This is a genomic window from Phenylobacterium sp., assembly GCF_041920015.1.
Lineage (GTDB): Bacteria > Pseudomonadota > Alphaproteobacteria > Caulobacterales > Caulobacteraceae > Phenylobacterium.
Genome location: NZ_JAYRST010000002.1, coordinates 87,639 through 110,697, shown reverse-complemented (window position 1 = coordinate 110,697; position 23,059 = coordinate 87,639). Strand labels below are relative to the sequence as shown.

Annotated in this window: 24 protein-coding genes and 1 other RNA gene; 5 read left to right on the top strand and 20 right to left on the bottom strand. The window is 69.1% G+C overall.

All coding sequences use genetic code 11. From position 1 onward, the window contains the following. From ACE3TL_RS01185 to ssrA, 11 genes are all read right to left on the bottom strand, one after another. Positions 1–1,344 (bottom strand): FHIPEP family type III secretion protein (locus ACE3TL_RS01185; protein WP_374576828.1); only part of this gene is annotated, 1,344 nt, incomplete at its 3' end. Between the two features lie 8 nt (positions 1,345–1,352). Continuing rightward, positions 1,353–2,720: a sigma-54 interaction domain-containing protein gene (locus ACE3TL_RS01180; protein WP_374576827.1), complete on the bottom strand. Its 1,368-nt coding sequence runs from the start codon at positions 2,718–2,720 to the stop codon at positions 1,353–1,355. 29 nt (positions 2,721–2,749) lie between these two features. Further along, entirely contained in the window at positions 2,750–3,085 is a 336-nt protein-coding gene (gene fliN, locus ACE3TL_RS01175) for a flagellar motor switch protein FliN (RefSeq protein ID WP_374576826.1), read from the bottom strand. Positions 3,086–3,090: 5 nt separating this feature from the next. Beyond that, positions 3,091–3,738 carry a flagellar assembly protein FliH gene (locus ACE3TL_RS01170; protein ID WP_374576825.1) on the bottom strand — a complete coding sequence of 216 codons (648 nt, stop codon included), beginning with the start codon at positions 3,736–3,738 and terminating at the stop codon, positions 3,091–3,093. Next, positions 3,738–4,751 carry a flagellar motor switch protein FliG gene (fliG, locus tag ACE3TL_RS01165; protein WP_374576824.1) on the bottom strand — a complete coding sequence of 338 codons (1,014 nt, stop codon included), beginning with the start codon at positions 4,749–4,751 and terminating at the stop codon, positions 3,738–3,740. Before fliG ends, ACE3TL_RS01170 begins: the two co-directional genes overlap by 1 nt. Positions 4,752–4,759: 8 nt before the next feature. Next, positions 4,760–6,400 (bottom strand): flagellar basal-body MS-ring/collar protein FliF, encoded by a 1,641-nt coding sequence (gene fliF, locus ACE3TL_RS01160; protein ID WP_374576822.1) that lies wholly within the window; start codon positions 6,398–6,400, stop codon positions 4,760–4,762. A gap of 152 nt (positions 6,401–6,552) precedes the next feature. Then, positions 6,553–8,736 carry a serine hydrolase domain-containing protein gene (locus tag ACE3TL_RS01155; RefSeq protein WP_374576821.1) on the bottom strand — a complete coding sequence of 728 codons (2,184 nt, stop codon included), beginning with the start codon at positions 8,734–8,736 and terminating at the stop codon, positions 6,553–6,555. Between the two features lie 121 nt (positions 8,737–8,857). Further along, complete coding sequence (locus ACE3TL_RS01150; RefSeq protein ID WP_374576820.1) at positions 8,858–9,622, bottom strand: C13 family peptidase; 765 nt, start codon at positions 9,620–9,622, stop codon at positions 8,858–8,860. 1 nt (position 9,623) lies between these two features. After that, positions 9,624–10,091, bottom strand: a complete 468-nt coding sequence (locus ACE3TL_RS01145; RefSeq protein ID WP_374576819.1) for a PaaI family thioesterase — start codon at positions 10,089–10,091, stop codon at positions 9,624–9,626. Positions 10,092–10,101: 10 nt separating this feature from the next. Next, on the bottom strand, positions 10,102–10,581 hold the full coding sequence (locus ACE3TL_RS01140; RefSeq protein ID WP_374533498.1) for an SspB family protein: 480 nt from the start codon (positions 10,579–10,581) through the stop codon (positions 10,102–10,104). Between the two features lie 107 nt (positions 10,582–10,688). Beyond that, positions 10,689–11,053: a transfer-messenger RNA gene (ssrA, locus tag ACE3TL_RS01135) on the bottom strand. A 153-nt stretch (positions 11,054–11,206) separates the two neighbouring features. On the opposite strand from ssrA, the gene ACE3TL_RS01130 reads away from it, so the two are divergent. Then, entirely contained in the window at positions 11,207–11,803 is a 597-nt protein-coding gene (locus tag ACE3TL_RS01130; protein ID WP_374576818.1) for an inner membrane-spanning protein YciB, read from the top strand. A gap of 6 nt (positions 11,804–11,809) precedes the next feature. Here the strand turns inward: ACE3TL_RS01130 and ACE3TL_RS01125 are convergent, their stop codons facing one another. Then, positions 11,810–12,247: a universal stress protein gene (locus tag ACE3TL_RS01125; RefSeq protein ID WP_374576817.1), complete on the bottom strand. Its 438-nt coding sequence runs from the start codon at positions 12,245–12,247 to the stop codon at positions 11,810–11,812. A 245-nt stretch (positions 12,248–12,492) separates the two neighbouring features. On the opposite strand from ACE3TL_RS01125, the gene ACE3TL_RS01120 reads away from it, so the two are divergent. Continuing rightward, the gene (locus tag ACE3TL_RS01120) at positions 12,493–13,146 is read left to right on the top strand and encodes an aquaporin (protein WP_374576816.1); all 654 of its coding nucleotides are present in this window, start codon (positions 12,493–12,495) and stop codon (positions 13,144–13,146) included. Here ACE3TL_RS01120 and ACE3TL_RS01115 read toward each other — a convergent pair. Further along, positions 13,130–14,014, bottom strand: coding sequence for a hypothetical protein (locus ACE3TL_RS01115; RefSeq protein WP_374576815.1), 885 nt, complete (start codon positions 14,012–14,014; stop codon positions 13,130–13,132). The two genes, ACE3TL_RS01120 and ACE3TL_RS01115, sit on opposite strands and share 17 nt — an antisense overlap. 11 nt (positions 14,015–14,025) lie before the next feature. Further along, entirely contained in the window at positions 14,026–14,574 is a 549-nt protein-coding gene (gene ilvN, locus ACE3TL_RS01110; protein WP_374576814.1) for an acetolactate synthase small subunit, read from the bottom strand. Positions 14,575–14,742: 168 nt separating this feature from the next. Here ilvN and ACE3TL_RS01105 point away from each other — a divergent pair, with 168 nt between their 5' ends. Beyond that, entirely contained in the window at positions 14,743–15,096 is a 354-nt protein-coding gene (locus ACE3TL_RS01105) for a SnoaL-like domain-containing protein (protein ID WP_374576813.1), read from the top strand. 90 nt (positions 15,097–15,186) lie between these two features. Here the strand turns inward: ACE3TL_RS01105 and ACE3TL_RS01100 are convergent, their stop codons facing one another. Beyond that, on the bottom strand, positions 15,187–16,983 hold the full coding sequence (locus ACE3TL_RS01100) for an acetolactate synthase 3 large subunit (RefSeq protein ID WP_374576812.1): 1,797 nt from the start codon (positions 16,981–16,983) through the stop codon (positions 15,187–15,189). Between the two features lie 172 nt (positions 16,984–17,155). Continuing rightward, positions 17,156–18,085: a tRNA (adenosine(37)-N6)-dimethylallyltransferase MiaA gene (gene miaA / locus ACE3TL_RS01095; RefSeq protein ID WP_374576811.1), complete on the bottom strand. Its 930-nt coding sequence runs from the start codon at positions 18,083–18,085 to the stop codon at positions 17,156–17,158. On the opposite strand from miaA, the gene serB reads away from it, so the two are divergent. Together serB and ACE3TL_RS01085 are read left to right on the top strand one after the other, a co-directional pair. Further along, positions 18,084–18,977: a phosphoserine phosphatase SerB gene (serB, locus tag ACE3TL_RS01090; protein ID WP_374576810.1), complete on the top strand. Its 894-nt coding sequence runs from the start codon at positions 18,084–18,086 to the stop codon at positions 18,975–18,977. The genes miaA and serB overlap by 2 nt on opposite strands. A gap of 49 nt (positions 18,978–19,026) precedes the next feature. Continuing rightward, on the top strand, positions 19,027–19,692 hold the full coding sequence (locus tag ACE3TL_RS01085; RefSeq protein ID WP_374576809.1) for an HAD family hydrolase: 666 nt from the start codon (positions 19,027–19,029) through the stop codon (positions 19,690–19,692). Here the strand turns inward: ACE3TL_RS01085 and ACE3TL_RS01080 are convergent. The 4 genes from ACE3TL_RS01080 to hflK form a co-directional block, all read right to left on the bottom strand. Beyond that, positions 19,676–20,461, bottom strand: a complete 786-nt coding sequence (locus ACE3TL_RS01080; protein ID WP_374576808.1) for a S1C family serine protease — start codon at positions 20,459–20,461, stop codon at positions 19,676–19,678. The two genes, ACE3TL_RS01085 and ACE3TL_RS01080, sit on opposite strands and share 17 nt — an antisense overlap. A gap of 70 nt (positions 20,462–20,531) precedes the next feature. Continuing rightward, a complete protein-coding gene (locus ACE3TL_RS01075; RefSeq protein ID WP_374576807.1) occupies positions 20,532–21,071 on the bottom strand; it encodes a GNAT family N-acetyltransferase in 540 nt (179 codons plus the stop codon). A 4-nt stretch (positions 21,072–21,075) separates the two neighbouring features. After that, positions 21,076–21,972, bottom strand: a complete 897-nt coding sequence (hflC, locus tag ACE3TL_RS01070) for a protease modulator HflC (RefSeq protein WP_374576806.1) — start codon at positions 21,970–21,972, stop codon at positions 21,076–21,078. Further along, positions 21,969–23,059, bottom strand: a 1,091-nt coding sequence (gene hflK / locus ACE3TL_RS01065; RefSeq protein ID WP_374576805.1) for an FtsH protease activity modulator HflK, incomplete at its 5' end; no start/stop codon positions are given. The genes hflC and hflK, both read right to left, overlap by 4 nt.

Genomic DNA, 23,059 nt, shown 5'->3' with positions numbered 1-23,059 from the left:
GCCGGAGGGGTCCATGGCCATCAGCGCGCCCAGCCGCACCTCGCCGCCGCCGCCTTCCATTTCCTTGATGCGGATCATGTAGCCCTGGGAGGGCAGGCGCATGTTGTCGAGGATGCGCACCGCCGGCATCACGAAGCCGAAGTCCTGAGCGAGCGTGCGGCGCAGGGCCTTGATCTGGTCGGTCAGACGGCGGCCTTCCAGGTCGTTGATCAGCGACAGCAGGCCATAGCCCAGTTCGATCTTGATCTCGTCGATGGCCAGGGCCTGGGCGATCGGCTCCTCCTGGTCCTGGGCCGGCGCGGCGTCGGCGGGGACCAGCTCGACCGGCGGCGGAGCAGCGGCCTCCTGCGATCTGCGCCAGGCGAGATAGCCGGAGCCGGCGGCCAGGGCCGCGAAGGGAATGATCGGCATGCCGGGGATCAGGGCGATGACCCCGGCCGAGGCCGAGACCATGCCCAGGCTGATCGGGTTCATGGCGAGCTGGGCGACCAGCGCCTTGTCGGCCGAGCCGTCCACGCCGGCCTTCGACACCAGGAAGCCGGCGGCGATCGAGATGATGAGGGCGGGAATCTGGCTGACCAGGCCGTCGCCGATGGTCATGATCGTATAGGACGAGGCCGCCTGGGAGAGCGGGACCTTGTGCTGGACCACGCCGATCAGGATGCCGCCGATGATGTTGATGGCGACGATGATCAGGCCGGCGATGGCGTCGCCGCGCACGAACTTGCTGGCGCCGTCCATGGCCCCGAAGAAGGTCGATTCCTGCTCCAGCTCCTTGCGGCGGGTCTTGGCGTCGGCCTCGTCGATCAGCCCGGCCGAAAGGTCGGCGTCGATGGCCATCTGCTTGCCGGGCATGGAGTCCAGGGTGAAGCGGGCGGCGACCTCGGCGATCCGGCCCGAACCCTTGGTGATGACCACGAAGTTCACGATCACCAGGATGGCGAAGACGATGACGCCGATGACGAAGTTGCCCCCCATCATCAGCTTGCCGAAGCCTTCGATGATCTTGCCGGCGCCGTGCGCGCCCTCGTGGCCGTGGCCGAGGATCAGGCGCGTGGAAGCGACGTTGAGGCCGAGGCGATAGAGGGTCGCGACCAGCAGCACAGTGGGGAAGGCGGTGAATTCCAGTGGCTTCTTGATCAGCAGCGAGGTCATCAGGATGAGGACCGACGAGGTGATCGAGACCGCCAGCAGGAGGTCCAGCATGAAGGCCGGGATCGGCAAGATCAGCAGGATCACGATGCCGATGACGCCGAGCGCCAGGGCGACCTCGCCCTTCATCAGCCACCCGACGATCTCGCGGGGCGTGGGGCGGTTCGAGGAAGGCAGGGTCGCGTCGGTCATCTAGGGTCTCAGGCGGCGCTGGCGCCCATCTGCGGGGCGGGGACGGCGACGCCGGCCTCGGAATATTCCTTCAGCTTGTTGCGCAGGGTGCGGATCGAGATGCCGAGGATGTTGGCCGCATGGGTCCGGTTGCCCAGGCAGTGCGACAGGGTGTCGAGGATCAGCCGCTGCTCCATGTCCGCGACGGTCTGGCCGACGAAGCTGCGGGTCACCGCCTCGGCGGTGTCGACGGCGGCCTGGGCGGCGCGCGCGGCCGGATCGGCGGCGGCCAGCGGCTGGCCGTCGGGCAGGCGGATGGCGCCTTCCTCGATCTCGGCCCCGGTCGCCAGCAGCACCGCGCGGTGCATGGCGTTCTCCAGCTCGCGCACGTTGCCGGGCCAGCGGTGGGCGGCCAGGCGGCGCTTGGCCTCGGCCGACAGCTGCCGCTCGGGCATGCCGTTGGCCTTGGCGTACTTGCGGATGAAGAACTCGGCCAGGGCCACCACGTCGCCGGGCCGCTCGCGCAGCGGCGGCAGGCGCAGGTTCACCACGTTGAGGCGATAGAACAGGTCTTCGCGGAAGGTCCCGTCCTTGACCGCCTGGGCGAGGTCGCGGTTCGAGGTGGCCAGGATGCGGATGTCGACCTTGACCGGCCGCGAGCCGCCGACGCGGTCGATCTCGCGCTCCTGGATGGCGCGCAGCAGCTTGGCCTGCAGCCGGGCGTCCATCTCCGAGATTTCGTCCAGCAGCAGGGTTCCGCCGTTGGCTTCCTCGAACTTGCCGATGCGGCGGGCGACGGCGCCGGTGAAGGCGCCCTTCTCATGGCCGAATAGCTCGCTTTCCAGCAGGTTCTCGGGAATGGCGGCGCAGTTGACCGAGATGAAGGGGCGGGTCGCGCGGCGCGACTTCTGGTGCACGTAGCGGGCGATGACTTCCTTACCCGAGCCGCTCTCGCCGGTGATGAGGATCGAGGCTTCGGACGGCGCGACCTGGTCGGCCAGGCCGATCACCTGCTGCATGCCGGGGTCGCGGACCACCATCGGCTTGTCGTCGTCGGAGACGGCCGAGAGCACGGCGGCGATCATCTCGGCGTCGGGCGGCAGGGGAATGAATTCCTTGGCCCCGGCGCGGATGGCGCCGGCGGCCTTGCGCGCATCGTTGTCGACGCCGCAGGCGACCACCGGGACGCGGATGCGCTCGGCCTCGTTGGTCGCGATCAAGCCTTCGATGTCGAGGTCGTAGTCGACCAGCAGCAGGTCGGCGCCCTGGCCTGCGCGCAGGGCGTGGGTGGCCGCCTCGATGGTTTCCACGTGGCTGACCTTCGCGCCCGCCGTCATCGCCATCTTCACGGCGGTGGAGAGCTGTCCGTTCAGTTTTCCGACGACCAAAAGCCGCATCACTCTACCTCCTACCGACCTTCAGGGCGTCAGCCCTGAGTGTCGCCGTCCTTGATGATTTCAGTCATGGTCACGCCCAGGCGGTCGTCGACGATGACGACCTCGCCGCGGGCGACCAGGCGGTTGTTCACATAGATGTCGATCGCCTCGCCCACCTTGCGGTCCAGGTCGAGCACGCTGCCCGACTGGAGCTGCAGGAGCTGGGCGACCGACATGGTCGCGCGCCCGAGCACCGCGGAGATGGAGACGGGCACGTCGAAGACCGGGGCCAGGTCGGTGGCGCTCTTGTCGACCGCCTCCATGCCCATTTCGGCCAGGGGCGCGTCGGTTCCGAATTCGTCGAGTTGCAGGTCGTTGTCGGCCATGACGGTCAGCTTTCGCTTCCGGGAATGAGGGGTTCGGCGTGCAGGCCCTCGGCGGCCAGGGCCGCATCGAGAGCCGCCGCGACGCGCTCGGCCGCGGCGGCCGGGTCGAAGGCGGCCGCGCCGTCGCCGAAGTCGATGGTGAAGGCGGCCGGTCCCAGCGGGGCGGCGCGCACCTGGATGGCGCCGGCATAACCGATCGCCAGGGCGGTTTCGGCCAGGGCGGCCTGGACGCCGTCTGCGATCTGCGCCGGCGCGCTGACGATCAGGCGCGGGGAGGCCTCGATCTCGCGCGCGAGGGCTTCCAGCGCCGCCTGCATCGGGGCGTAGGGGAAGCGCTCCAGCGCGGCGTCGGCGATGGCGCGGGCGCAGGCCAGGGCGAGCCCTGCGGCGCCTTCGCGGTGTTCGTGCGCCACGCCCGCCAGCCGCGGCAGGGCCTGGCCCACGGCCGAAGCGATCTGCGACAGGGCCTGGGCCTGGAGCGCGGCCATGGAGCCCAGGGCCTGCTGCTCGCCCTCGGCGAAGGCGGCGGCGCGGACGGCCTCGACTTCCTCGGCGGTGAAGAGCCGCTTCGGGCGGGGGGCCGCGTAGGCGACGCCGCCGGCGTTGTCGAACACCGTATCGAAGCCGAACTTCTGGTGGGAGGAGCTGGTCATCAGTAGATCAACTCATCGTCGCCGCCGGCGCCGGCCAGCATGATCTCGCCCTTGGCGGCCAGGTCCTTGGCGACCTGGACCATGGCCATCTGGGCCTGGTCGACGTCGCGCAGGCGGACCGGGCCCATGCCTTCCATGTCCTCGCGCATGATCTTGGCGGCCCGTTCGGACATGTTGGAGAAGAACATCTCGCGCAGGGAGTCCGACGCGCCCTTCAGCGCCAGGGCGAGCTGGTCCTTTTCGACGCCGCGAAGCAGGGTCTGGACGCCGCCGGGATCGAGTTTCGAAAGATCCTCGAACACGAACATCAGGGCGCGGATGCGCTCGGCGCTTTCGCGGCTGCGCTCTTCCAGGGCGGCGATGAAGCGGGCCTCGGTCTGGCGGTCGAAGGCGTTGAAGATGTCCGCCATCATCTCGTGGCTGTCGCGCTTGGAGGTGCGCGCCAGGTTGGACATGAACTCGGTGCGCAGGGTCTGTTCGATCTTGTCGAGGATCTCGCGCTGCACCGGCTCCATGCGCAGCATGCGGGTGACGCACTCCAACGCGAAGTCCTCGGGCAGGGCGGCCAGCACGCGGGCGGCGTGGTCGGACTTCACCTTGGAGAGCACGACCGCGACGGTCTGGGGGTATTCGTTCTTCAGATAGTTGGCGAGCACCGCCTCGTTCACGTTGCCCAGCTTGTCCCACATGGTCCGGCCGGCCGGGCCGCGGATTTCCTCCATCAGGGAGTCGACCTTGTCGGGCGGCAGGAAGGCCTGCAGCAGGCGCTGGGTCTGCTCGAACGAGCCCATGATCGCCCCAGCGCCGGACATGCCGGAGATGAAGTCGACCAGCAGTTGCTCGACCGCCGTCGAGGACACGGTGCCGAGACTGGCCATGGCCTGGGAGATTTCCTTGATCTCCTCCTCGTCCAGGTGCTCCCAGATCGTCTTGTGCTCTTCGCCGAGCGCCAGCAGCACGACGGCCGCCCTTTCAGGGCCGCTCAGCCGGGCGGGATCGTTGATGGCTTTCACGCGCGCGTTCACGAGGTTTCATGAAGCCAGCTTCGCAGCAGCGAGACCGACTCCTCTGGGTGGCTTTCGACGAACTCCGAGACGCGCTTGACGGACGAGGCCTTCACCTGGCCCTCGATGCGGGCGATGTCGATACGGGACTCAAGTTCGTTCCCGGGGTTCGGCAGGGCCAGCGCCTGCCCGGTCGCGGGATCGACCTGGATATGCATCTGCTGGCCGTCAGGCGTCGTGACGACGCGCGTGACCTGCGGCCCGCCGGCCAGGGCCGGAAGTCCGCCGGCGCCCGGCTTCAGCATCGGGCGGACCACGAAGAAGATCATCAGGATGGCGACGAGGCCGAGGATGCCCAGCTCGACCGCGCGCATGATGTCGTTCTTGTCGAAGCCCATCAGGGGGTTGGCCGTCTCGACGCCGCCCTCGGCCTCGGCCTGGGGGAAGCGCACGTTGACGACCGTCACCTGGTCGCCGCGGTCGGCGTTGAAGCCGACGGCGGTGCGGACGAGCTGCTCGATGCGCTGCATCTCCTCGGCCGAGCGCGGGGTGTAGGCGCCGGGCTTGCCGTCCTTGCCGGCCGCGGTGACGCCGTCGACGGCCACGGCCACCGAGAGGCGCTTCATGTCGCCGGGCTCCTGGACCTCGGTGCGGACGGTCTTGGAGATCTCGTAGTTGGTGGTGGTCTCGGTGCGGCCGCTGGCCGACTGGTTCAGGGTCTCGCCATTGGCGCCGACGCCCCCGGGGATGTTGGCGCTGGCCGAGACCGCCCCGTTGGCGTCGGGCTGGTTCTCGCGCGAAGTCTCTTCGTTCGTGGTTTCGGAGCGGACCACCTGGCCGTCGGGATCGAAGGTCTCCTGCTGGACCGTCACGCGGGCCAGGTTCAGGTCGGCGGTGACGTTGACGCGCGCCTTGCCGGCGCCGACGACGCCTTCGACCAGCTTGGTGACGGTCTTGGCGATGCGTTGTTCGACCTCGTTGCGCCGGCCTTCGGCCGCCTGGCCGCCGAAACCGTCCTCGCCGGCCGACAGGGTCTTGGCGTGCTGGTCCACGACCGTGACGCGGCCGGGCTTCATGTTCGGCACCGCGCCCGACACCAGGTTCTGGATCGCCTGGACCTGATCGCCGGAGGGCGCGCGGCCGCCGACATGGATGGTGACGGCGGCTGAGGGTTGCTCGGTTGCTTCCTCGAAGAGCTGGCGGCGGGGCAGGACCAAGTGGACGCGGGCCGAGGTCACGCCGTCCAGGCTCTGGATGGTCCGGGCCAACTCGCCTTCGAGGGCGCGCTGGCGGTTGAGCTGCTGGACGAAGTCGGTCTGGCCCAGCGCATTGGCCTCGTCGAAGATCTCGTAGCCGACCGAGCCGGAGGTCGGCAGGCCCTTGCTGGACAGCATCAGGCGCGTGGAGGCGACCTTGTCGCGCGACACCATGATCGTCGAGCCGTCGCCCTTGACCTCGTACTTCACGCCGGCCTGGTCGAGGGCGGTGGTGATCGACCCGGCTTCCTTGAGGTCGAGGTTCGAATAGAGCAGGGCCTTCGGCTCGCCGAGGTTCATCGTCAGGGCGATGAGCGCCGCGGCCACGCCCGCGCCGATGCCGAGAAGCGCGGCCAGGCGGCCGATCCCGAACCTCTGCAAGGCGGCGACAAAGCTGTTCAACGCGGACGTCCTTCCCAGGGTACGCGGGACGAACCTCTACCTCGCCCGCCGCTAGGCAGGATTTACCCAGTGCTTGGTAAACGACGCGTTTAGATTTGCCGCCTTACGGCCTCATTTCGCTTGGGAATTTTCGAGCTTATGGTTGAAAAACGTCAACCACTCCAAGGGGTAAGCGCGCCCCAGACGCCCAGGACGATCGAGAAGACGCCGTAAAGCAGGGCCGTAAACGAATAGGCGGTCTTGCGCAGGGCGGTCCACGAATCAACCCGCCGGCCGCCGCGCCAGATCGCCGGCAGCATGACGAGGCCGCCCGCCGAAAGCGCCGCGGCGACCAGCACGCAGGCCGAGGCGACGAGCAGCGGCGGCGCCGGCCAGCCGTACATCACATTGGCGACGTCCGAAGTTCCGGAGGCCCAGACGACGAACAGGGCGATGGCGGTGAGCCACAGCACCGCCTGGGTGGTCTGCAACAGGCTGGCCTGGCGCTGGATCGAGGTCTGGCGGAACTCGCGGCGATTGCGCAGGAAGAGGCCGCCGATGGTGGCGGCGGCGGCGAGGGCCGTCAGCGCGGCCAGAGTCAGGATGACGCCCGGCCGCTTCCAGAAGCCGGCGCGCTCGAAGGTCTGTTCGCCCATGCCGGTCTGGAAGGCGCGCGCACGCCCGTCCTCCATCCGGAAGGCGACATGGCTCGAGCCGGTGGTGGCGACGAACAGGCCGCCGGACAGGTCGCCCTGGGGCGTGAAGGTGCGGGTCTTGCCGTCTGCGGTGATCGCCAGCAGGCCGTCGGGCGTGACCGAGACCTGCGCGCCGCCGATCGCCAGGCCGATCATGCCCTCCAGCCCGCTGTAGGCGCGCCGGTTGCCCAGATAGTAGCCGGCGAAGTCGCCGGCGCGGGCGGAGAGCTCACGCGAGCCGGCGCGCGGGAAGGGCTCGGGCGGGACGTAGAACTGCTGGACGATCTGGCCGGGCAGGCTCATCGCCAGGTCGCCCCCGGTCTCGGTGTTGGTGCTGACGAAGACACCGAGGTTGAGATCGGGCGAAACCACCATGTTCGACAGGAAGGACAGCGTCGCCCCTGCGTGGCCGAAGCCGGTGCGGCCGCCCGGCAGGGCGTAGGCGATGAAGCCGTGACGCCAGCCGTTGATCCCGGCCGGAGTCTTGCGGATGGGGGTGCGGAAGGCCTGGGCGGCCCGCGGGCCGTAGATGGCCTTGCCGTCGATGACGCCGTCGTTCAGCAGCAGTTGCATGTAGCGGGCCATGTCGCCGGCGGTGGACGACGCCGAGCCGGCCGGAGCGATCTGGGCGACATATTCGAACGGCCGCCGGGCGAAGGCGCCGTCGGCCCAGCGATAGGCGTCGGAGAGATTGGCCGCCAGGTTGGCGGCCAGCGGCGCGGGCAGGCCGGCCTTGACCGGATGCGGCTCGCGGAAGCTGGTGCTGGTCATGCCCGCGGGCCGGAAGATGCTGTCCTCGATCAACTGCTCGAACGGCTTGCCCGAGACGTAGGAGACCGCTTCGCCGGCCAGGGCCGCGCCATAGTTGGAATAGGCCGAGGCCTCGCCCGGCGCGCGCACGCGGCGTGGGCGTTCCTGGCGCAGATATTCGGCCAGGGGCCGGACGCGGTTGAAATTGCGCTCGAACAAGTGGCCGAGGGCGCGGTCCTCGAAGCCCGGCGAGTGATCCATCAGGTTGATCACGCGGACGGGCGCGCGATAGCCCTGGTCGCGGACCTGGATGCGTTCGGGCAGGTAGAGGTTGATCGGGGCGTCCTGGCGGATGCGGCCGGCCTCAATCTCCTTCATCAGGGCGATCCAGGTGAAGGTCTTGGAGATGGAGCCCACCCGGAACAGGGTCTTGTCCGGGTCGACCTTGCGGGCCGGGGAAAGGCTGGCGAAGCCGTAGCCCTTCTTCAGCACCACCTGGCCGTTCTGCACTACCGAGACGGTGACGCCGGCGATGTGGTCGCGGGCCATGGCGTCGCGCACCACGCCGTCCACGAAGGCTTCCAGCTCGGCCTGGGGGATGGCTTCCCCGGCCGCGAGACGGGCCCCCGAAGTGGTGACGGGCAGGCCCTGGACCGTCCCCAGCGACGTGGCGGCGGGAGAGACGGAGGGCGTCGCGGTCGCGGCCGGTGTCGCGGCGCGCGGCGTGGGGCGCGGAGCCGGGCGGTTGAGGCTGGTGTAGGGGATGGGCGCGCGCGGCGTAGCGGCCGGCGGTTGGGCCGCGGCGGGCGGCGGCGCGGCGACGGATGGCGCGGCCGCGTCCTCCTGGGCCAGGGCCGGGACGGCGAGACAGGCCAGGGCGGCGGCGAAGACGGCCTTGAACTTCAAACGCATGGACGAATTCCGCTCACCCCAGTTGCCCCACGAATTCCCCTTGTATGGCGCCGCGCGCGCGAGGCGCTAGAGCGCACGCCGCCTGCGACGATCAGGCCAGGGGGAATGGTCCCGGGCCGCCCTATGGCGGGCCGGTTGGGAATGCAAAAAGCGGAAGCATGGGTTTCAGTTCCCCGCCGATCCACACCTGCGGTTCGGAGGGCGGCTCCATGCCCTCGGCGACTTCGCGCAGCGCGACGCACGTCCGCACCGAGCCGGCCAGGGCCGCGAAGTCCTTCACCGCCGGGCTCGACTTCAGCACGCAGTCGTCGAAGAACGGATAGACGCTGTCTTCGCCGCAACCGAACGAGGTGCGGTCGGGGCGCGCAGCCGTCAGGATCATCCGGTTCGGCTTGGCCAGCGGGTGCACGAAGACGCCGGAAAAGCAGGCCGACAGGATGACGACGGTCGGCCGGTTCTGGCAGGTCGAGTCCAGGATCCTGCCCAAGACGCCGGGCGTGAGGATCTGGTCGTCGACCACTACGCCCTGAGGCATGCCATGCGAGGTGAAGTAGATGAGGCAGCCGGACTGGGCCTTGCCGGACAGGTCGTTGAGGGTTTCATAGATCGTGCGGGGCTCGGCCTTCAGCGGCCTGTCTTTGTAGCGGTCGGGACGCACGGAGAATTGGCGGAGGTTGTCGGGCGAAAAGCCCAGGCGGCGCAGTTCCTTGGAGACGTCGCGGCGGGCGTTGTCGAAGGCTTCGGTGGGGCCTCCCCGCGCGCCGTGGAAGTCGCCGGCGACGACGACCGCGGCCCAGTCCTCGAAGGGGCTGGAAGCCCTAACCGGCCCGACCCAGGCCAGGGTCAGGAGGATCAACGCGCCGACCATGCCAGCGCGCCCGAACATCTCAGCTCTTGTAGTGCTGGAAGGGCGTGGGAACCGCCGTGCCGGTGGCCTTGGCGAGCAGCCGCCCCTCGGCGTCGTAGAGTTCGCCCTCGGTGAAGGCGATGGTGCGGCCCCACTTGGCGACCCTGCCGATCCCCTTGAGCTTTCCGGGAGCGGCTGGGCGGAAGAAGGTGGTCTTCATCTCGGCGGTCGGAGCGACGTGGGTCATGCCCGAGGCGACCATGCAGGCTACCGACATGCATTCGTCCAGCATGGCGCAGAGATAGCCGCCCTGGACCTGCTTCATCGGGTTCAGCAGCAGTTCGGCCTTGGCCTCGAACTCGACCTCGACCGACTTGTCGGCCTGGCTGACGGCGACCAGGCGGAAGCCCAGGGTCTGGGAGCCGGTGGGCTGGTTCTTCGTGCGCTGGAAGCGGGCGAGGATCGCCTCGTCGGTCAGCGTCTCGGGCTCGGCGGCCACATCGGTCATCGGAGGGCGGTCACTTCTTGCGGAAGGTGTCGAGCGAAACGACGTTCGGGGCGTCGGGGTCCGGGTCGGCGGGCGGCTCCTGGTCGGGGGCGGCGGACGGCAGATTCGTCACCGCGGCCGGCGCCTCGAACTGCAGCAGGAACTGCACGCTCGGATCGTAGAAACGGGTGACGGCGGCATAGGGCACCGACAGCCGCTTGGACTGGCCGCCGAACTTCAGCGTGACCGAGAAGAAGGTCTCGCCGGGCGCCAGGTCCCAATACTGGTGCTGCAGGACGATGGTCATTTCGTCCGGATATTTCGACAGGAGGTCGTTGGGACCGGAGACGCCGGGCGCCTCGGTCTTGAAGGTGATGTAGAAATGGTGCGCTCCGGGCAGGCCTTCCGGCGCCGCGGCGCGCTTGAGCGCAGCCTTGACCACGCCGCGCAGGGCCTCCTGGGCCATGGCTTCGTAGTGCATCTGGTCTTGGGCCGGCGGGTCCTGGGCCATCGAAACTCCGGGGGTACTGAACGCGGGCCGAAGGGTAGCGTCTCAGCGTGAGCGCGCAAGGCGGCACGCGCTTCAAGAGACGGTCATCGAATGGATTGTTCAGGGAAAGTGGAGGGGTTCTGTTGCAAGGCCCCCTCCGGGCCCCGCCTAGCGCTGCTAAGACGCTAGGAGTTTAGGTCGAAATCTATCGGACCGCTTACGCAGCCAGACGGACTTCTTCAGCGAAGTTGTCGTTCGCAGTTAGTTTAAAAGCCCGAAACGGTGGGCCAAGCCGAGAGAAAGCAACACCTTTACACGTCTGTCGATGCTGATCGGCCCCATGCTTTCCGGCGACAACGGCCGGGGAAGATTGGTGGAGCCGCCGGGAATCGCACCCGGGTCCAGTCCGCTTATTTCGTGCGCGTTTATCTCCATAGTCGGGGCAAGCCCCGACGCGCTCAATATAGGGGGCTGCGCGGCGGTTTTGAAGAACCTTCCGACGGCCCCAGAGGGCGCGCGCCGTTCGCGAAGCGCCGATGGACAGGCGCAATTCGCCAATCGCCGCGGCGGCTTCGCCGGCGGGCTCACGCCGCAAGCCTTGGTGGAAATAGGCTTTGCGCACGCTCCCTCGCGAAAGGTCACGCCCATGAACCCGCTTTTCCACGCCGCTCGCCCGATCCTGATCGACCTGGCCGCCACGCTCGTTTTCTACGGGGTGCTGGCCGTGACTGGACAGGTGACGGTCGCGGTCGCCGTAGGGATCGCGCTGGGCGTGGCGCAACTGGTGGTGACCCGCGCGCGGGGCGGCAAGATTTCGGCGTTGCAGGCGATGAGCCTGGCGCTGGTGGTGATCATGGGCGGGGCGACGCTGTTCACCCACGATGCGCGCTTCATCCTGATCAAGCCGACCCTCGTCTATGCGGCGGTGGGGGCGGCGATGCTGCAGCGTGGCTGGATGGCGCGCTACATGCCGCCGGCGGCCGCGAACCGTATCCCCGAGCGTTATGTCGTGACGGCGGGCCGGGTCTGGGCCGGACTGATGTTCGTCAGCGCGGCGCTCAACCTCGCGCTGGCCCTGACACTGGACGCCGCCAGCGTGGCGCGGGTGATGGCGATCTGGTCGCCGGCCTCGAAGATCGCGCTCTTCGCCGGCCAATACCTGCTGTTCCGCTCGGTCGCGCGGCGCAGCGCCCGCGCGGCGGAAGGCGAGGCGGCGGACGCCGAGACGCGCGCCGCCGCCTGATCGCGGTCAGCGGACGACCAGCACCGGGAGCTTGGAGTGGGCCAGCACCTCGGAGGTCTGGCTGCCGAGCACGAGGCGGCCGAGGCCCCGGCGGCCGTGGGAGGCCATGACGATCGCATCGCAACCGCGCGACTGGGCGGTCTCGATGATGGTCTCGGCCGGCTGGCGGTTGGGAACGTGCAGGGTCGTGACTTTCACCCCGGCGGCGTCGGCCTGCGCCTTGGCGGCTTGAAGGACCTTTTGGGCGAACTCCTTCTGGATGTTGTCGTAGTCGGCCAGTTCGGGCGGAACGTATCCGCTGCCGACCGCATAGATCGGGAAGGGTTCGGTGATGGTGACGATGGTCGCCTCCGCGCCCAGGGCCTTGGCCAGGGCGAGGCCCTGATCGACGCCCCTTTGGGCGACTTCCGAACCGTCCGTCGTGATGAGCAGGTGCTTGTACATCTCGTCTCCTTCCGTGGCCCGGTTTTCCGGCGCGCCCAGTCGTCCCATCCGCGGCGGTGCAAGCCAACTCCGCGAAATTACCTAACCCGCTGAGCCTCGGGCCGCAGATTGCCGCCAAGGCCGAGGTCGATCAACAATCGTTAAGCGACCCTGGCGCGGATTGTTCCCGTCCCCGAGCGGCTCCACAGTGCGCTACCTCGACTCTCAACCGCGGGTTGGCGTCGGGTCATCACGGGAGGCATCTCATGCAGAAGTTCGTAGCTGAATTCATCGGTACGCTTACGCTCGTACTCTTCGGGTGCGGGGCTGCGGTGTTGGGGGGCGAACACGTCGGGCAACTCGGTATCGCGCTCGCCTTCGGCTTCGCCATCGTCGCCATGGCCTATGGGATCGGGGCGATCTCGGGCTGCCATGTGAACCCCGCCGTCAGCCTGGGCATGTTCGTGGCCGGCCGGATGAGCGCGCGCCAGATGGTGGTGCACTGGATCGCCCAGTTCCTCGGCGCCCTGGTCGGGGCCGGCATACTGGCGGCGATCGCCGGGACGGCCGGAGGCCTGGGGCAGAACGGGTGGGGACCGGGCTATGGCGGCGGCTTTTCCATGCAGGCGGCGTTGATCTTCGAGGTGGTGATGACCGCCCTGTTCGTCATCGTGATCCTCGGCTCGACCTCGGCTGGCGCGCCGGCCGGTTTTGCAGGCCTGGCGATCGGCATCACGCTCGCGGCCATTCACATCGTCGGCATCCAGGTGACCGGGGTGTCGGTCAATCCGGCGCGCAGCTTCGGGCCGGCGGTGCTGGTCGGCGGGCAGGCGCTCGCTCAGCTCTGGCTGTTCATCGTCGCGCCGCTGGTGGGGGCGTTGATCGGCGGGGCGATCTACCGGCTCAAGGTGCTGGTGTAGGGGGCGGTTCCGGCTCCTCCTCGCCCGGGGAGGGGACGGGGAAGAGGGCGGTCTGGCCGCGCGGCTGGGGCGCGGGCTTCAGCCGCCCGCCGCCCGCAAGCAGGCTGCGATAGGCGTTGCGGGCCGACCCGAAGTCGGCGCCGCCCGGATAGATCACGTCGATGCGCGGCTCGTGGCCGAGGGCCAGGCCGAAGACCGCCTCCAGCACGTCGGCGGCCTGGCCGATCTCGGCCGGGTCGCAGGCGCGGCGCACCGAGCGCACGGCCCCGGCCACCGCCAGGGTGAGGTCGTAGGCGGTGCCCTCGACGCACAAAGCGTCGACCGCGCCGGCGCCTTCGTCCACGCGCACCTCGCGCGGCGAACTCCACAGAGGATCGGAGCGCAGGGCCAGCAGCCGGCGGGCCGCGTCCGGCGGCGCCTCGGCGTCGAAGCCGACCCGGCGCGCCACGCCCGGCTCGCAGCAGCCCAGCCCGGCGCGGGCCTGGATGAACGCCTTGCCGTCGCGGCGCACGGTGGCGCGCATCAGGGTCTGGCGCGCCGAGGTCGTCGGGCGCACGGCGACCTCGACGATCATCTCCTGGCCGCGCAGGATCTGGTTCTGCAGGGGCGGAAGGCCCCAGAGCCGATAGAGCAGAGCCTCGTAGCCGTTGGCGACTTCGGGCAACTGCTCGTTGCGGCCGAGCCGCCGGCCGCCGAGCGGGTCGGCCGCCTCGTCGGGTGCGGGGCGCTTGTCGTCCCACCAGGACCTGGGGTCGGGGGCCGGCCATGGCCAATCCAGCGCCGGCGCGGCCGAAGGGGACGGCGTCGGCGACTGCGCCAGGGCCGGAGCGGCCAGAAGGCTCAGAATGGTCGCGGTCAAGCGGACCAAGCCGGTCCTCCTCACATGGCGTCGGCGCCCCTGGTGAGGGAAAGCACGCCCGTGCGGGAGAGTTCCACCAGGCCGAGCGGACGCATCAGCTCGACGAACTTGTCGATCTTCGAGGAGACGCCCGTGATCTCGAAGACGAAGCTGTCGATGGTCGTGTCGAGCACCCGCGCGCGGAAGATGTCGGCGATGCGCAGGGCCTCGACGCGGTCGGAGCCGCCGCCCTTGACCTTCACCAGGGCCAGTTCGCGCTCCAGGCCGTTGGGGTCGCGGGTCACGTCCTGGACGTGGCGGGTGGCGACCATCTTCTGGAGCTGCGCCTCGATCTGCTCGAGAACGTGCGGGGCGCCGCGGGTGACGATGGTCACGCGGCTGGTGTGGGCCCGCCGGTCGGTCTCAGCGACGGTCAGGCTCTCGATGTTGTAGCCGCGCGCGGCGAACAGGCCGACCAGCCGGTGCAGCACGCCAGGCTCGTTGTCCACCAGGATCGCGAAGGTGGCGAGGTTCTCGGCCTCCTCGGCGTGGCTGAGGTCGTAGACGGAGGCGGGCTGGGGATCGGGCATGCGGGGTCTCTGAGCGTCTGCGCCGCAGGAGGTGTCACATGCCGAAGGCCTCGGCAAGCCGGCAGGCGGCGCCAAAACCTGTCAGCAGTGTGAACGAAGCTGGAACAATCGGCTTGCGCCGTCCGGCGTCCGGTGGCGCGATGAGGGGGCTGAAAGGGAGATCGAGACATGACTGTGAAGGATATCGCCGACGACATCACCGCCATGCTGAGGGCGGGCCGGACCGACGAAGCGGGCGAGAAGTACTGGGCGGCCGATGTGGTGAGCATCGAAGCCACGCCCGGCGACATGGCCGAAATCCGCGGCGTCGAGGGTGTGCGCGCCAAGGGCGAATGGTGGACCAGCGCTCATGAGGTTCACGCGATGGAGGTCGAAGGCCCCTATCTCAATGGCGATCAGTTCGCGGTCCGCATGAAGATGGACCTGACCGTCAAGGAGAGCGGCGAGCGCATCACCATGGACGAGATCGGCCTCTACACCGTCAAGGACGGCAAGATCGCCGAGGAGCGGTTCTTCTACTAATCCCAACGCGAGAGCCAGATCCGACCGGCTCTAAATTCAAAGAGTCTCGAGCGTGATCCGTTTCGTTGGAAACGGATCACGCTCAGAGGGTCAGACCAGCCGCTTGCCGGCGTCGTCGATGATCGAGCCGAGGTCGCGGGCCTCCTCGGCCATGATCATCTCGTTGTGCGCCTTGCCGGACGGGATCATCGGGAAGCAGTTTTCTTCCTTGGTGACGCGGCAGTCGAACAGCACCGGCTTGTCGCTGGCGATCATCTGCCGGATCTTGTCGTCCAGTTCGTCTGGATGCTCGGCGCGGATGCCGACGCCGCCGAAGGCTTCGGCCATTTTCACGAAGTCGGGCAGGCTGGCCGAATAGGAGTGGCTGTAGCGCTCGCCGTGCAGCAGTTGCTGCCATTGGCGCACCATGCCCATCCATTCGTTGTTCAGGATGAAGATCTTGATCGGCAGGCCGTACTGAATGGCCGTCGAGATTTCCTGCATGGTCATCTGCACCGAGGCGTCGCCGGCGATGTCGATGACCAGGGCGTCGGGATGGGCCATCTGCACGCCGACGGCGGCCGGCAGGCCATAGCCCATGGTGCCGAGCCCGCCCGAGGTCATCCAGCGGTTCGGATGGTCGAAGTGGTAGTATTGGGCGGCCCACATCTGATGCTGGCCGACCTCGGTGGTGATGTAGGTCTCGCGGTCCTTGGTCAGTTCGTACAGGCGCTCGATGGCGTACTGCGGCTTGATGAGGTTGGCGTCGGTGCGATAGCGGAACGACTTGCGCGCACGCCAGGCCTCGATCTGGCGCCACCAGTCGTCCAGCGCGCCCTGGTCGGTCGAGAGATTCCGCGACTTCCAGACGGAGATCATGTCCTCCAGCACGCTGGCGGCGTCGCCGACGATGCCGATGTCGGCGCGGACGTTCTTGCTGATCGAAGAGGCGTCGATGTCGATGTGGATCTTCTTCGAGCCGGGTGCGAAGGCGTCGAGACGGCCGGTGACGCGGTCGTCGAAGCGCGCGCCGACCGCCACCATCACGTCGCAGTCGTGCATGGCGTTGTTGCTCTCGAAGCTGCCGTGCATGCCGACCATGCCCAGCCAGGCCGGATCGGAGGCCGGGAAGGCGCCCAGGCCCATCAGGGTCGAGGTGACGGGCGCGCCGGTCAGCTTGGCGAACTCGCGCAGCAGTTCGGCGGCTTTCGGCCCGGCGTTGATGACCCCGCCGCCGGTGTAGAGGATCGGCCGGCGGGCGTTGGCGATCATGGTCACCGCATCGGCGATCTTGGCCGGCTCGCCCTTGGTGCGCGGGGCGTAGTTGTGGGCGTGGACGACTTCGCCGGGGCCGCGATAGGTCCCTTTTGCGAACTGGACGTCCTTGGGGATGTCGATGACCACCGGGCCGGGGCGGCCGGAGGTGGCGATATGGAACGCCTCGTGGATGATCCGCGGCAGGTCGTCGACGTCCTTGACCAGGTAGTTGTGCTTGGTGATCGGACGGGTGATGCCGATGGTGTCGCACTCCTGGAACGCGTCGGTGCCGATCAGGTGCGTGGCGACCTGGCCGGTGAAGACGACCATCGGGATCGAATCCATCAGGGCGTCGACGATGCCGGTGACCGCATTGGTCGCGCCGGGGCCCGAGGTGACCAGGACGACGCCCGGCTTGCCGGTCGAGCGGGCGTAGCCCTCGGCCATGTGCGTGGCGCCCTGCTCATGGCGGACCAGGACGTGCTGCAGCCGGCTCTCTTCGAAGAGGGCGTCGTAGATCGGCAGTACGGCCCCGCCCGGATAGCCGAAAAGCACCTCGACGCCCTGGTCGATCAGGGCGCGGACCACGATCTCGGCGCCGGTCATGGTTTGCGTCGAGGCGGGGGCTTCAATGGTCTGATGGGCGGTCATTTTGGTTAAGGCCTTGATTTTCGGCAATAAAAAAGGCCCGCGAGGGGCCTGGGCGAGCGACCTTTGGCGGTCTGACGCGATGGTCAGTCCGCTAGGGGTCGCTCAAAGAGTACAAGAAGCTCACGCACGAGCGTTCTCCGAATTAGCTGACCAAGGTCATGGCATGCCCCGTTCAGCCCGTCAAGGCAGGGTGAAGCGCAAGAAACTGCCTCCACTGGCTTTCGGGGTCGACGGCGTCGATCCGCGGCCAATCGGCCATCTGACCGCGCAGCCAGGTGGCCTGGCGCTTGGCGTATCGGCGGGTTTCGCGCTGGGCGTTCTGCAAACCTGCCGACAGGGGAACCTCGCCCGCCAGGACGGCGGCGAGCTCGCGATAGCCGACCGCCTTCATGGCCGGCAGGTCGGGGGCGAGATCGCGGGCGGCTAGGGCCGCGACCTCGTCCAGAGCGCCGCCCTGGACCATGGTCTCCAGCCGCGCGTCGCAGCGGGCGAACAGCGCCTCGCGCGGGGGATCGAGGGCGACGGCGGCCCAGCTTCCGGGCGTGATGGCCGGGTCGGTGGCGGCCTGCCAGTCGGAAAGGGCGCGGCCGGTGGCGGCGAAGACCTCCCAGGCGCGGGTCAGGCGCTGGCGGTCGGCGGGGTTGATCCGCGCCTCGGCGGCGGGATCGGCGGCCCGCAGGCGTTCGCGGAAGGCCGCCTCGCCCATGGCTTCGAACTCGGCGGCGGCGGCGGCGCGGACCTCGGAGGGCGTCTGCGGCACCTCGGCCAGGCCATGGGTGAGGGCGCGGAAATAGAGCCCGGTGCCGCCGACCAGCACCGCCGGGCGGCCGCGCGCATGGATGTCGCCGATGGCGGCGAGGGCCGCGCGCAGCCAGCGGCCGACCGACCAGCCCTCCGCGGCGTCGACCATGCCGAACAGGTGGTGAGGGACCTGCGCCTCCTCCTCGACGGAGGGGCGGGCGGTAAGGACCCGCAGGTCGCGGTAGAGCTGCAGGGCGTCGGCGTTGACGATCTCGCCGCCCGCCTGTTGCGCCAGGCGCAGGGCGAGCGCCGACTTGCCGCTTGCGGTCGGCCCGGCGATCAGCCAGATGCGGGGCTCCATGCAGATCGCCCTTACCCTTGTCGGTCCCGATTCAGACGCGGCCTCGCAGGCCGTCGCCCTTCTTGGCCCAGCGCTCGCAGGCGCGCAGGCTCGCGTCAAGGAGCCGAGGACGCTCGGCCCAGGGGCTGTGGACCTGCTGGTCGAGGCGGCGGACGTCGCGGCCGTGCGCGCGGCCGCCGAGGCGGCGCTGGCGCAGACGCGGGTCGATTTCTGCGCCCAGCCCTGGAGCGAGCGCCGCAAGCGCCTGCTGCTCGCCGACATGGATTCGACCATCATCGGCTGCGAGTGCATCGACGAACTGGCCGATTTCGCCGGGGTGAAGGACAAGGTGTCCGAGATCACCGAGCGCGCCATGCGCGGCGAGCTGGATTTCGAGGGCGCGCTGCGCGAGCGGGTGGCGATGCTGAAGGGCCTGCCGCTGGCCGACCTGCAGCGGGCCTATGACGAGCGGGTGCGGCTGAACGCCGGGGCGCGGACCCTGGTGCGCACCATGAGCGCAAACGGCGCGCGGGCGGTGCTGGTCTCGGGCGGCTTCACCTTCTTCACCTCGCGGGTGGCGCAGGCGGTGGGTTTCGCCGACAACCGCGCCAACACCCTGATCGAGAACGGCGGCGGCCTGGCCGGGACGGTCGGCGAGCCGATCCTGGGGCGCGAAGCCAAGCTGGCGGCGTTGAAGGAAGAGGCCGAGGGTCTGGGGATCGGGCTCTCCCATACGCTGGCGGTCGGTGATGGAGCCAACGATCTGGCGATGATCGAGGCGGCGGGCCTGGGCGTGGCCTATCGCGCCAAGCCGATCGTCGCCTCGCAGGCCGACGCCAAGGTCGACCATGCCGACCTGACGGCGCTGCTCTATTTCCAGGGCTACCGGGCCGACGAGTTCGTAACGGATTGAAGCGGGGTTTGATTTCCGGCGATCACACAAGGCCGCTAGAAGCAAGGCCATGAGCCTTCCCCGTATCCCAGTGGCCGTCGTGTTCGACATGGACGGTCTGCTCTGCGACACTGAAGTCGTCTATCGCGACGCGATGACGGCGGCCCTGGCCGAGCAGGGCTACGAAATGTCGACGGCGCTGTTCCAGAGCATGATCGGCCTGCCGGGTCCGGCAAGCGACCAGAAGGTGATCGACCACTTTGGTTCCGACTTCCCGCTCGACCTGTTCCAGGCGCGGGTGATGCAACATGTCGATGCAGCTTGCGAGGCGGGGATCGCGCTGAAGGCCGGCGTGCTCGAACTGCTCGACCACCTGGACGCCTTGGCCGTGCCGCGGGCCATCGCCACGTCTTCCAGCCACCGGGCGGTGCAGGCGCATCTGGGCCACAGCGGCATCATTCCGCGGTTCGACGCCATCCTGGCGCGGGGCGACTATGCTCGTGGCAAGCCGAACCCTGATCCGTTCCTGGCGGCCGCTTCGCGGCTGGGGGTCGCGCCACAGTCATGCCTGGCGCTGGAGGACAGCCACAACGGGGTGCGCGCGGCGGCCTCGGCCGGGATGATGACCATCATGGTGCCCGACCTGCTGGACGCGACCGAGGAGATGCACGGCCTATGCGTCCGCATCGCCCGCGACCTGCACGAGGTCGAGGCGCTGCTCAGGGCCGGGCGCTGACCGGCGCGGCCGGCGGCGGCTGACGGGCGCGATCGACCACCGCCTTCACGACGTTCGAGGGGATGGCGAAGGCCAGGCCCGCCCCGGGCTCGCCGCGCGACTCGCGGGCGCTGGCCATGCCGATCACCTGGCCGGCGGCGTTGAGCAGCGGGCCGCCCGAGCCGCCGGCGGTGAGCGCCGCGTCGGTCTGGATGAACGACTTGACCGGGCCGCTGAGCGCGCCGCTGGCGAACGGGTCCTCCTCGTTCATGGGGGCGCCGATCTGGCGGTTGACCGCCGAGACGATGCCCGAGGTCGCGGTTCCGACCAGGCCGTAGGGCGCGCCCATCAGCACCACCGGTTGCCCTGCCTTGACCTGGTTGCTGTCGGCGAAAGTCAGCGCGGTCAGCGCCCGGCCGGGCGTGGCGCGATAGATCGCGACGTCGGCCTCGGTGTCGGCGATCACCAGTTCGGCGCGCGCGACCGAGCCGTCGGCGAATACGGCGTTGAACACCGGCAGGCCGCCGGTGACATGGGCGGCGGTCACGATCAGCCCGTCCGAGGACGCCACGAAGCCGGAGCCCATCTGCAGCGGCGCCTCGTCGGCTCCCGACCCGGAGACCGTCACCATGACCGTGGCGGCCTGGGCGCGTTCGACCGCGCCGACGAAGCCGGCGCTCGCCCGAGCGCCGCCGTCCTTGCCCACATGGGTCAGCCCCCAGCCGATCAGCAACAGGATGACGAAGGTGACGACGCCGGCGGCGATGTAGAGAAGTTGCTGTGTGCGCATTGAGGCGGCCCGAATTCAGATGAGCCCAAAGCGGCCAAGGCGCAGCTTGGTTCCGCCCGGCGGGTGCGACCTAAAGGTCGATCCAATAGTGCAGGGCCGTTTCGCCCGGCCGCCAGAGGTGGGGAATGGCCTGGGTGAAGACGCCGCCGTTCTTCTCGATCACCCGGATCGAGGCGGGGTTGAGCTGGTTGACCGTGAGCAGGACGCGCTTCAGGGGCAGGTTGGCGCGAATCCAGTCGAGGCCTTCGGCCAGGATGGCGCTGGCGTAGCCTCGGCCGCGCGCCGACGGGCGTACGACATAGCCGACATGGCCGCCGACCTTTTCGAGGTTCTCGTTCAGGTGATGGCGGATGCTGATCGAGCCGAGGAAGTCCTCGCCCTCGACGTACCATAGGGTCGTAAAGGGGACCGCCGGGCCCTGGCTGCCGTCCGGCAAGGTGACGGTGAGCGGCGGGGCGAGCTGGCTTTCGACGAAGCCAGCCAGGTCGGCCTCGACCGCGGCGATGCTCTCTGGCGTCTCGGGACGCAGGGTGTCGCGGCTGTAGCCCTCGCGCAGGGCCGCCACGAAGGACGGCGCATAGGCGAGGGCCGGAAGGACGAGCCTGGGCACGGCGTCAGCGGGCGTTGGGGCCGCGTTCGAAGTACTTGAAGAAGGCGCTGTCGGGCGAGAGGACCATGGTGGTGTCGCCCTGGCCCAGCGAGGCCTCGTAGGCCTGCATCGAGCGGTAGAACGCCGCGAAGGCGGCGTCCTTGCCGAAGGATTGGGCGAAGAGCCGGGTGCGCAGGGCGTCGCCCTGGCCTCGGGTGGTCTCGGCCTGCTCGCGGGCGGTGGCCAGGGTGATGGCGACCTCCTTGTCGGCCGAGGCGATGATCTCGCGCTTTTCCTGCTCACCCTGGGCGCGGATGCGGGCGGCCTCCTGCTGGCGGCTGGTCTGCATCCGGCGATAGACCGACTCCTGAATCTGAGCCGGATAGTCGGCGCGCTTGATCCGCACGTCGATGATCTGGATGCCCAGGCGTGAGGAGTCGGCGCGCGCGGCGACGTCCTTCTTGGTCTCGGCCAGCAGCGCCTCGCGGCGGCCGGAGATGATGTCGTTCGAGGTCGCGGTGCCGAGCACCTGGCGCAGCGAGGAGTTGGCCAGGCGTTCGATCCGGTCGCTGGCGATCTGCTCGTCGCGCAGGGTGCGATAGTATTGCAGCGGGTCGGAGATGCGGTAGCGGACGAAGGCGTCGACCACCAGGCGCTGCTGGTCGGCGGCGGTGATCTCTTCCTGGGCGGCCTCGATGGCGAGGTTCCGCTTATCGAACTGCACGACGTTCTCGACGAACGGCGCCTTGATCTTCAGGCCAGGCGAGACGTCGCCGGGAGCGTTGATGACGCGCACCGGTTCGCCCAGGCGGACGACGACCGCCTGCTTGCGCTGGTCGACGATGAAGAAGGTCTGCGACAGCACGATCAGCGCGCCGGCGGCGATGATCCCCAGGACGGGCAGGTTGCGGGTGATCGTCATCGGGCGGCTCCCTGCTGGGCGGGGGCGCTGGGCTGCGCGGGCGCGGCGGCGGGCGGCGCCTCGGCGGGACGGGCGCTGGTGCGCGGGCGGAACACGTCGGGCGGCAGGATGATCGGGGCGCTGGCCCCCTTGCCGTCGATGACCACCTTGTTCGAATTGGCCAGCACGCGTTGCATGGTCTCGATGTAGAGCCGGTCCTTGGTCACGCCGGGGGCGCGGCGGTATTCATCGTAGATCTGGTTGAAGCGGGCCACGTCGCCGGTCGCCTCGCGCACGGACTGCTCGCGATAGGCCTCGGCCGACTGGATCAGCTTGGCCGCGTCGCCCTTGGCCTCGTTCACCACCCGGTTGCGATAGGTGTTGGCTTCGTTGCGGGCCGATTCCTGGTCCTGGCCCGCGCTGTTCACGTCGCGGAACGCGGCGGCGACTTCCTGCGGCGGGTTGGCCGAGCGGATCTGGACTTCGACCACGCTGATGCCGGCGCCCCAGGAATCGAGGGTCTTCTGCATCAGCTCGGCGGTCTGGGCCTGGACCTGGCCGCGGCCGGTGGTGAGGATCGGCTGCAGTTCGGACTTGCCCACCACCTCGCGCATGGCGCTCTCGGCGGCGGCCTTCACCGACACGTCGGGGTCGCGCAGGGTGAAGAGGTACTTGGAGGCGTCGGCGACGCGCCAGGTGACGCTGAAGTCGAGGTCGACGATGTTTTCGTCGCCGGTCAGCATCAGGCTTTCCTCGGGCACGTCGGCTTCGCCGACGCCGCCGATGTCGATGCGGTTCAGGCTGGTGACCGGCACCTTCTCGACGCGCTCGATCGGCGTGGGCAGGTGATAGCGGATGCCGGGCCCTTCCGAGCGCGAATAGGCGCCGAAGGTGGTGACCACGGCCTGTTCGTTCGGCTGCACGATATAGACGCCCGACAGCGCCCACAGGCCGAAGCCGACGCCGGCCACGGCCGCGACGGCCGCAGGGCGCACGCCTTCGCCGCCCGGACCGCCGCTGAAGAAGTCGCGCAACTGGCGCTGAAGCTTCTCGAAAGCGGCGTTCAGATCGGGGCCTTCCGGCCGGCGGGGACCGCGGGGGCCGCCCC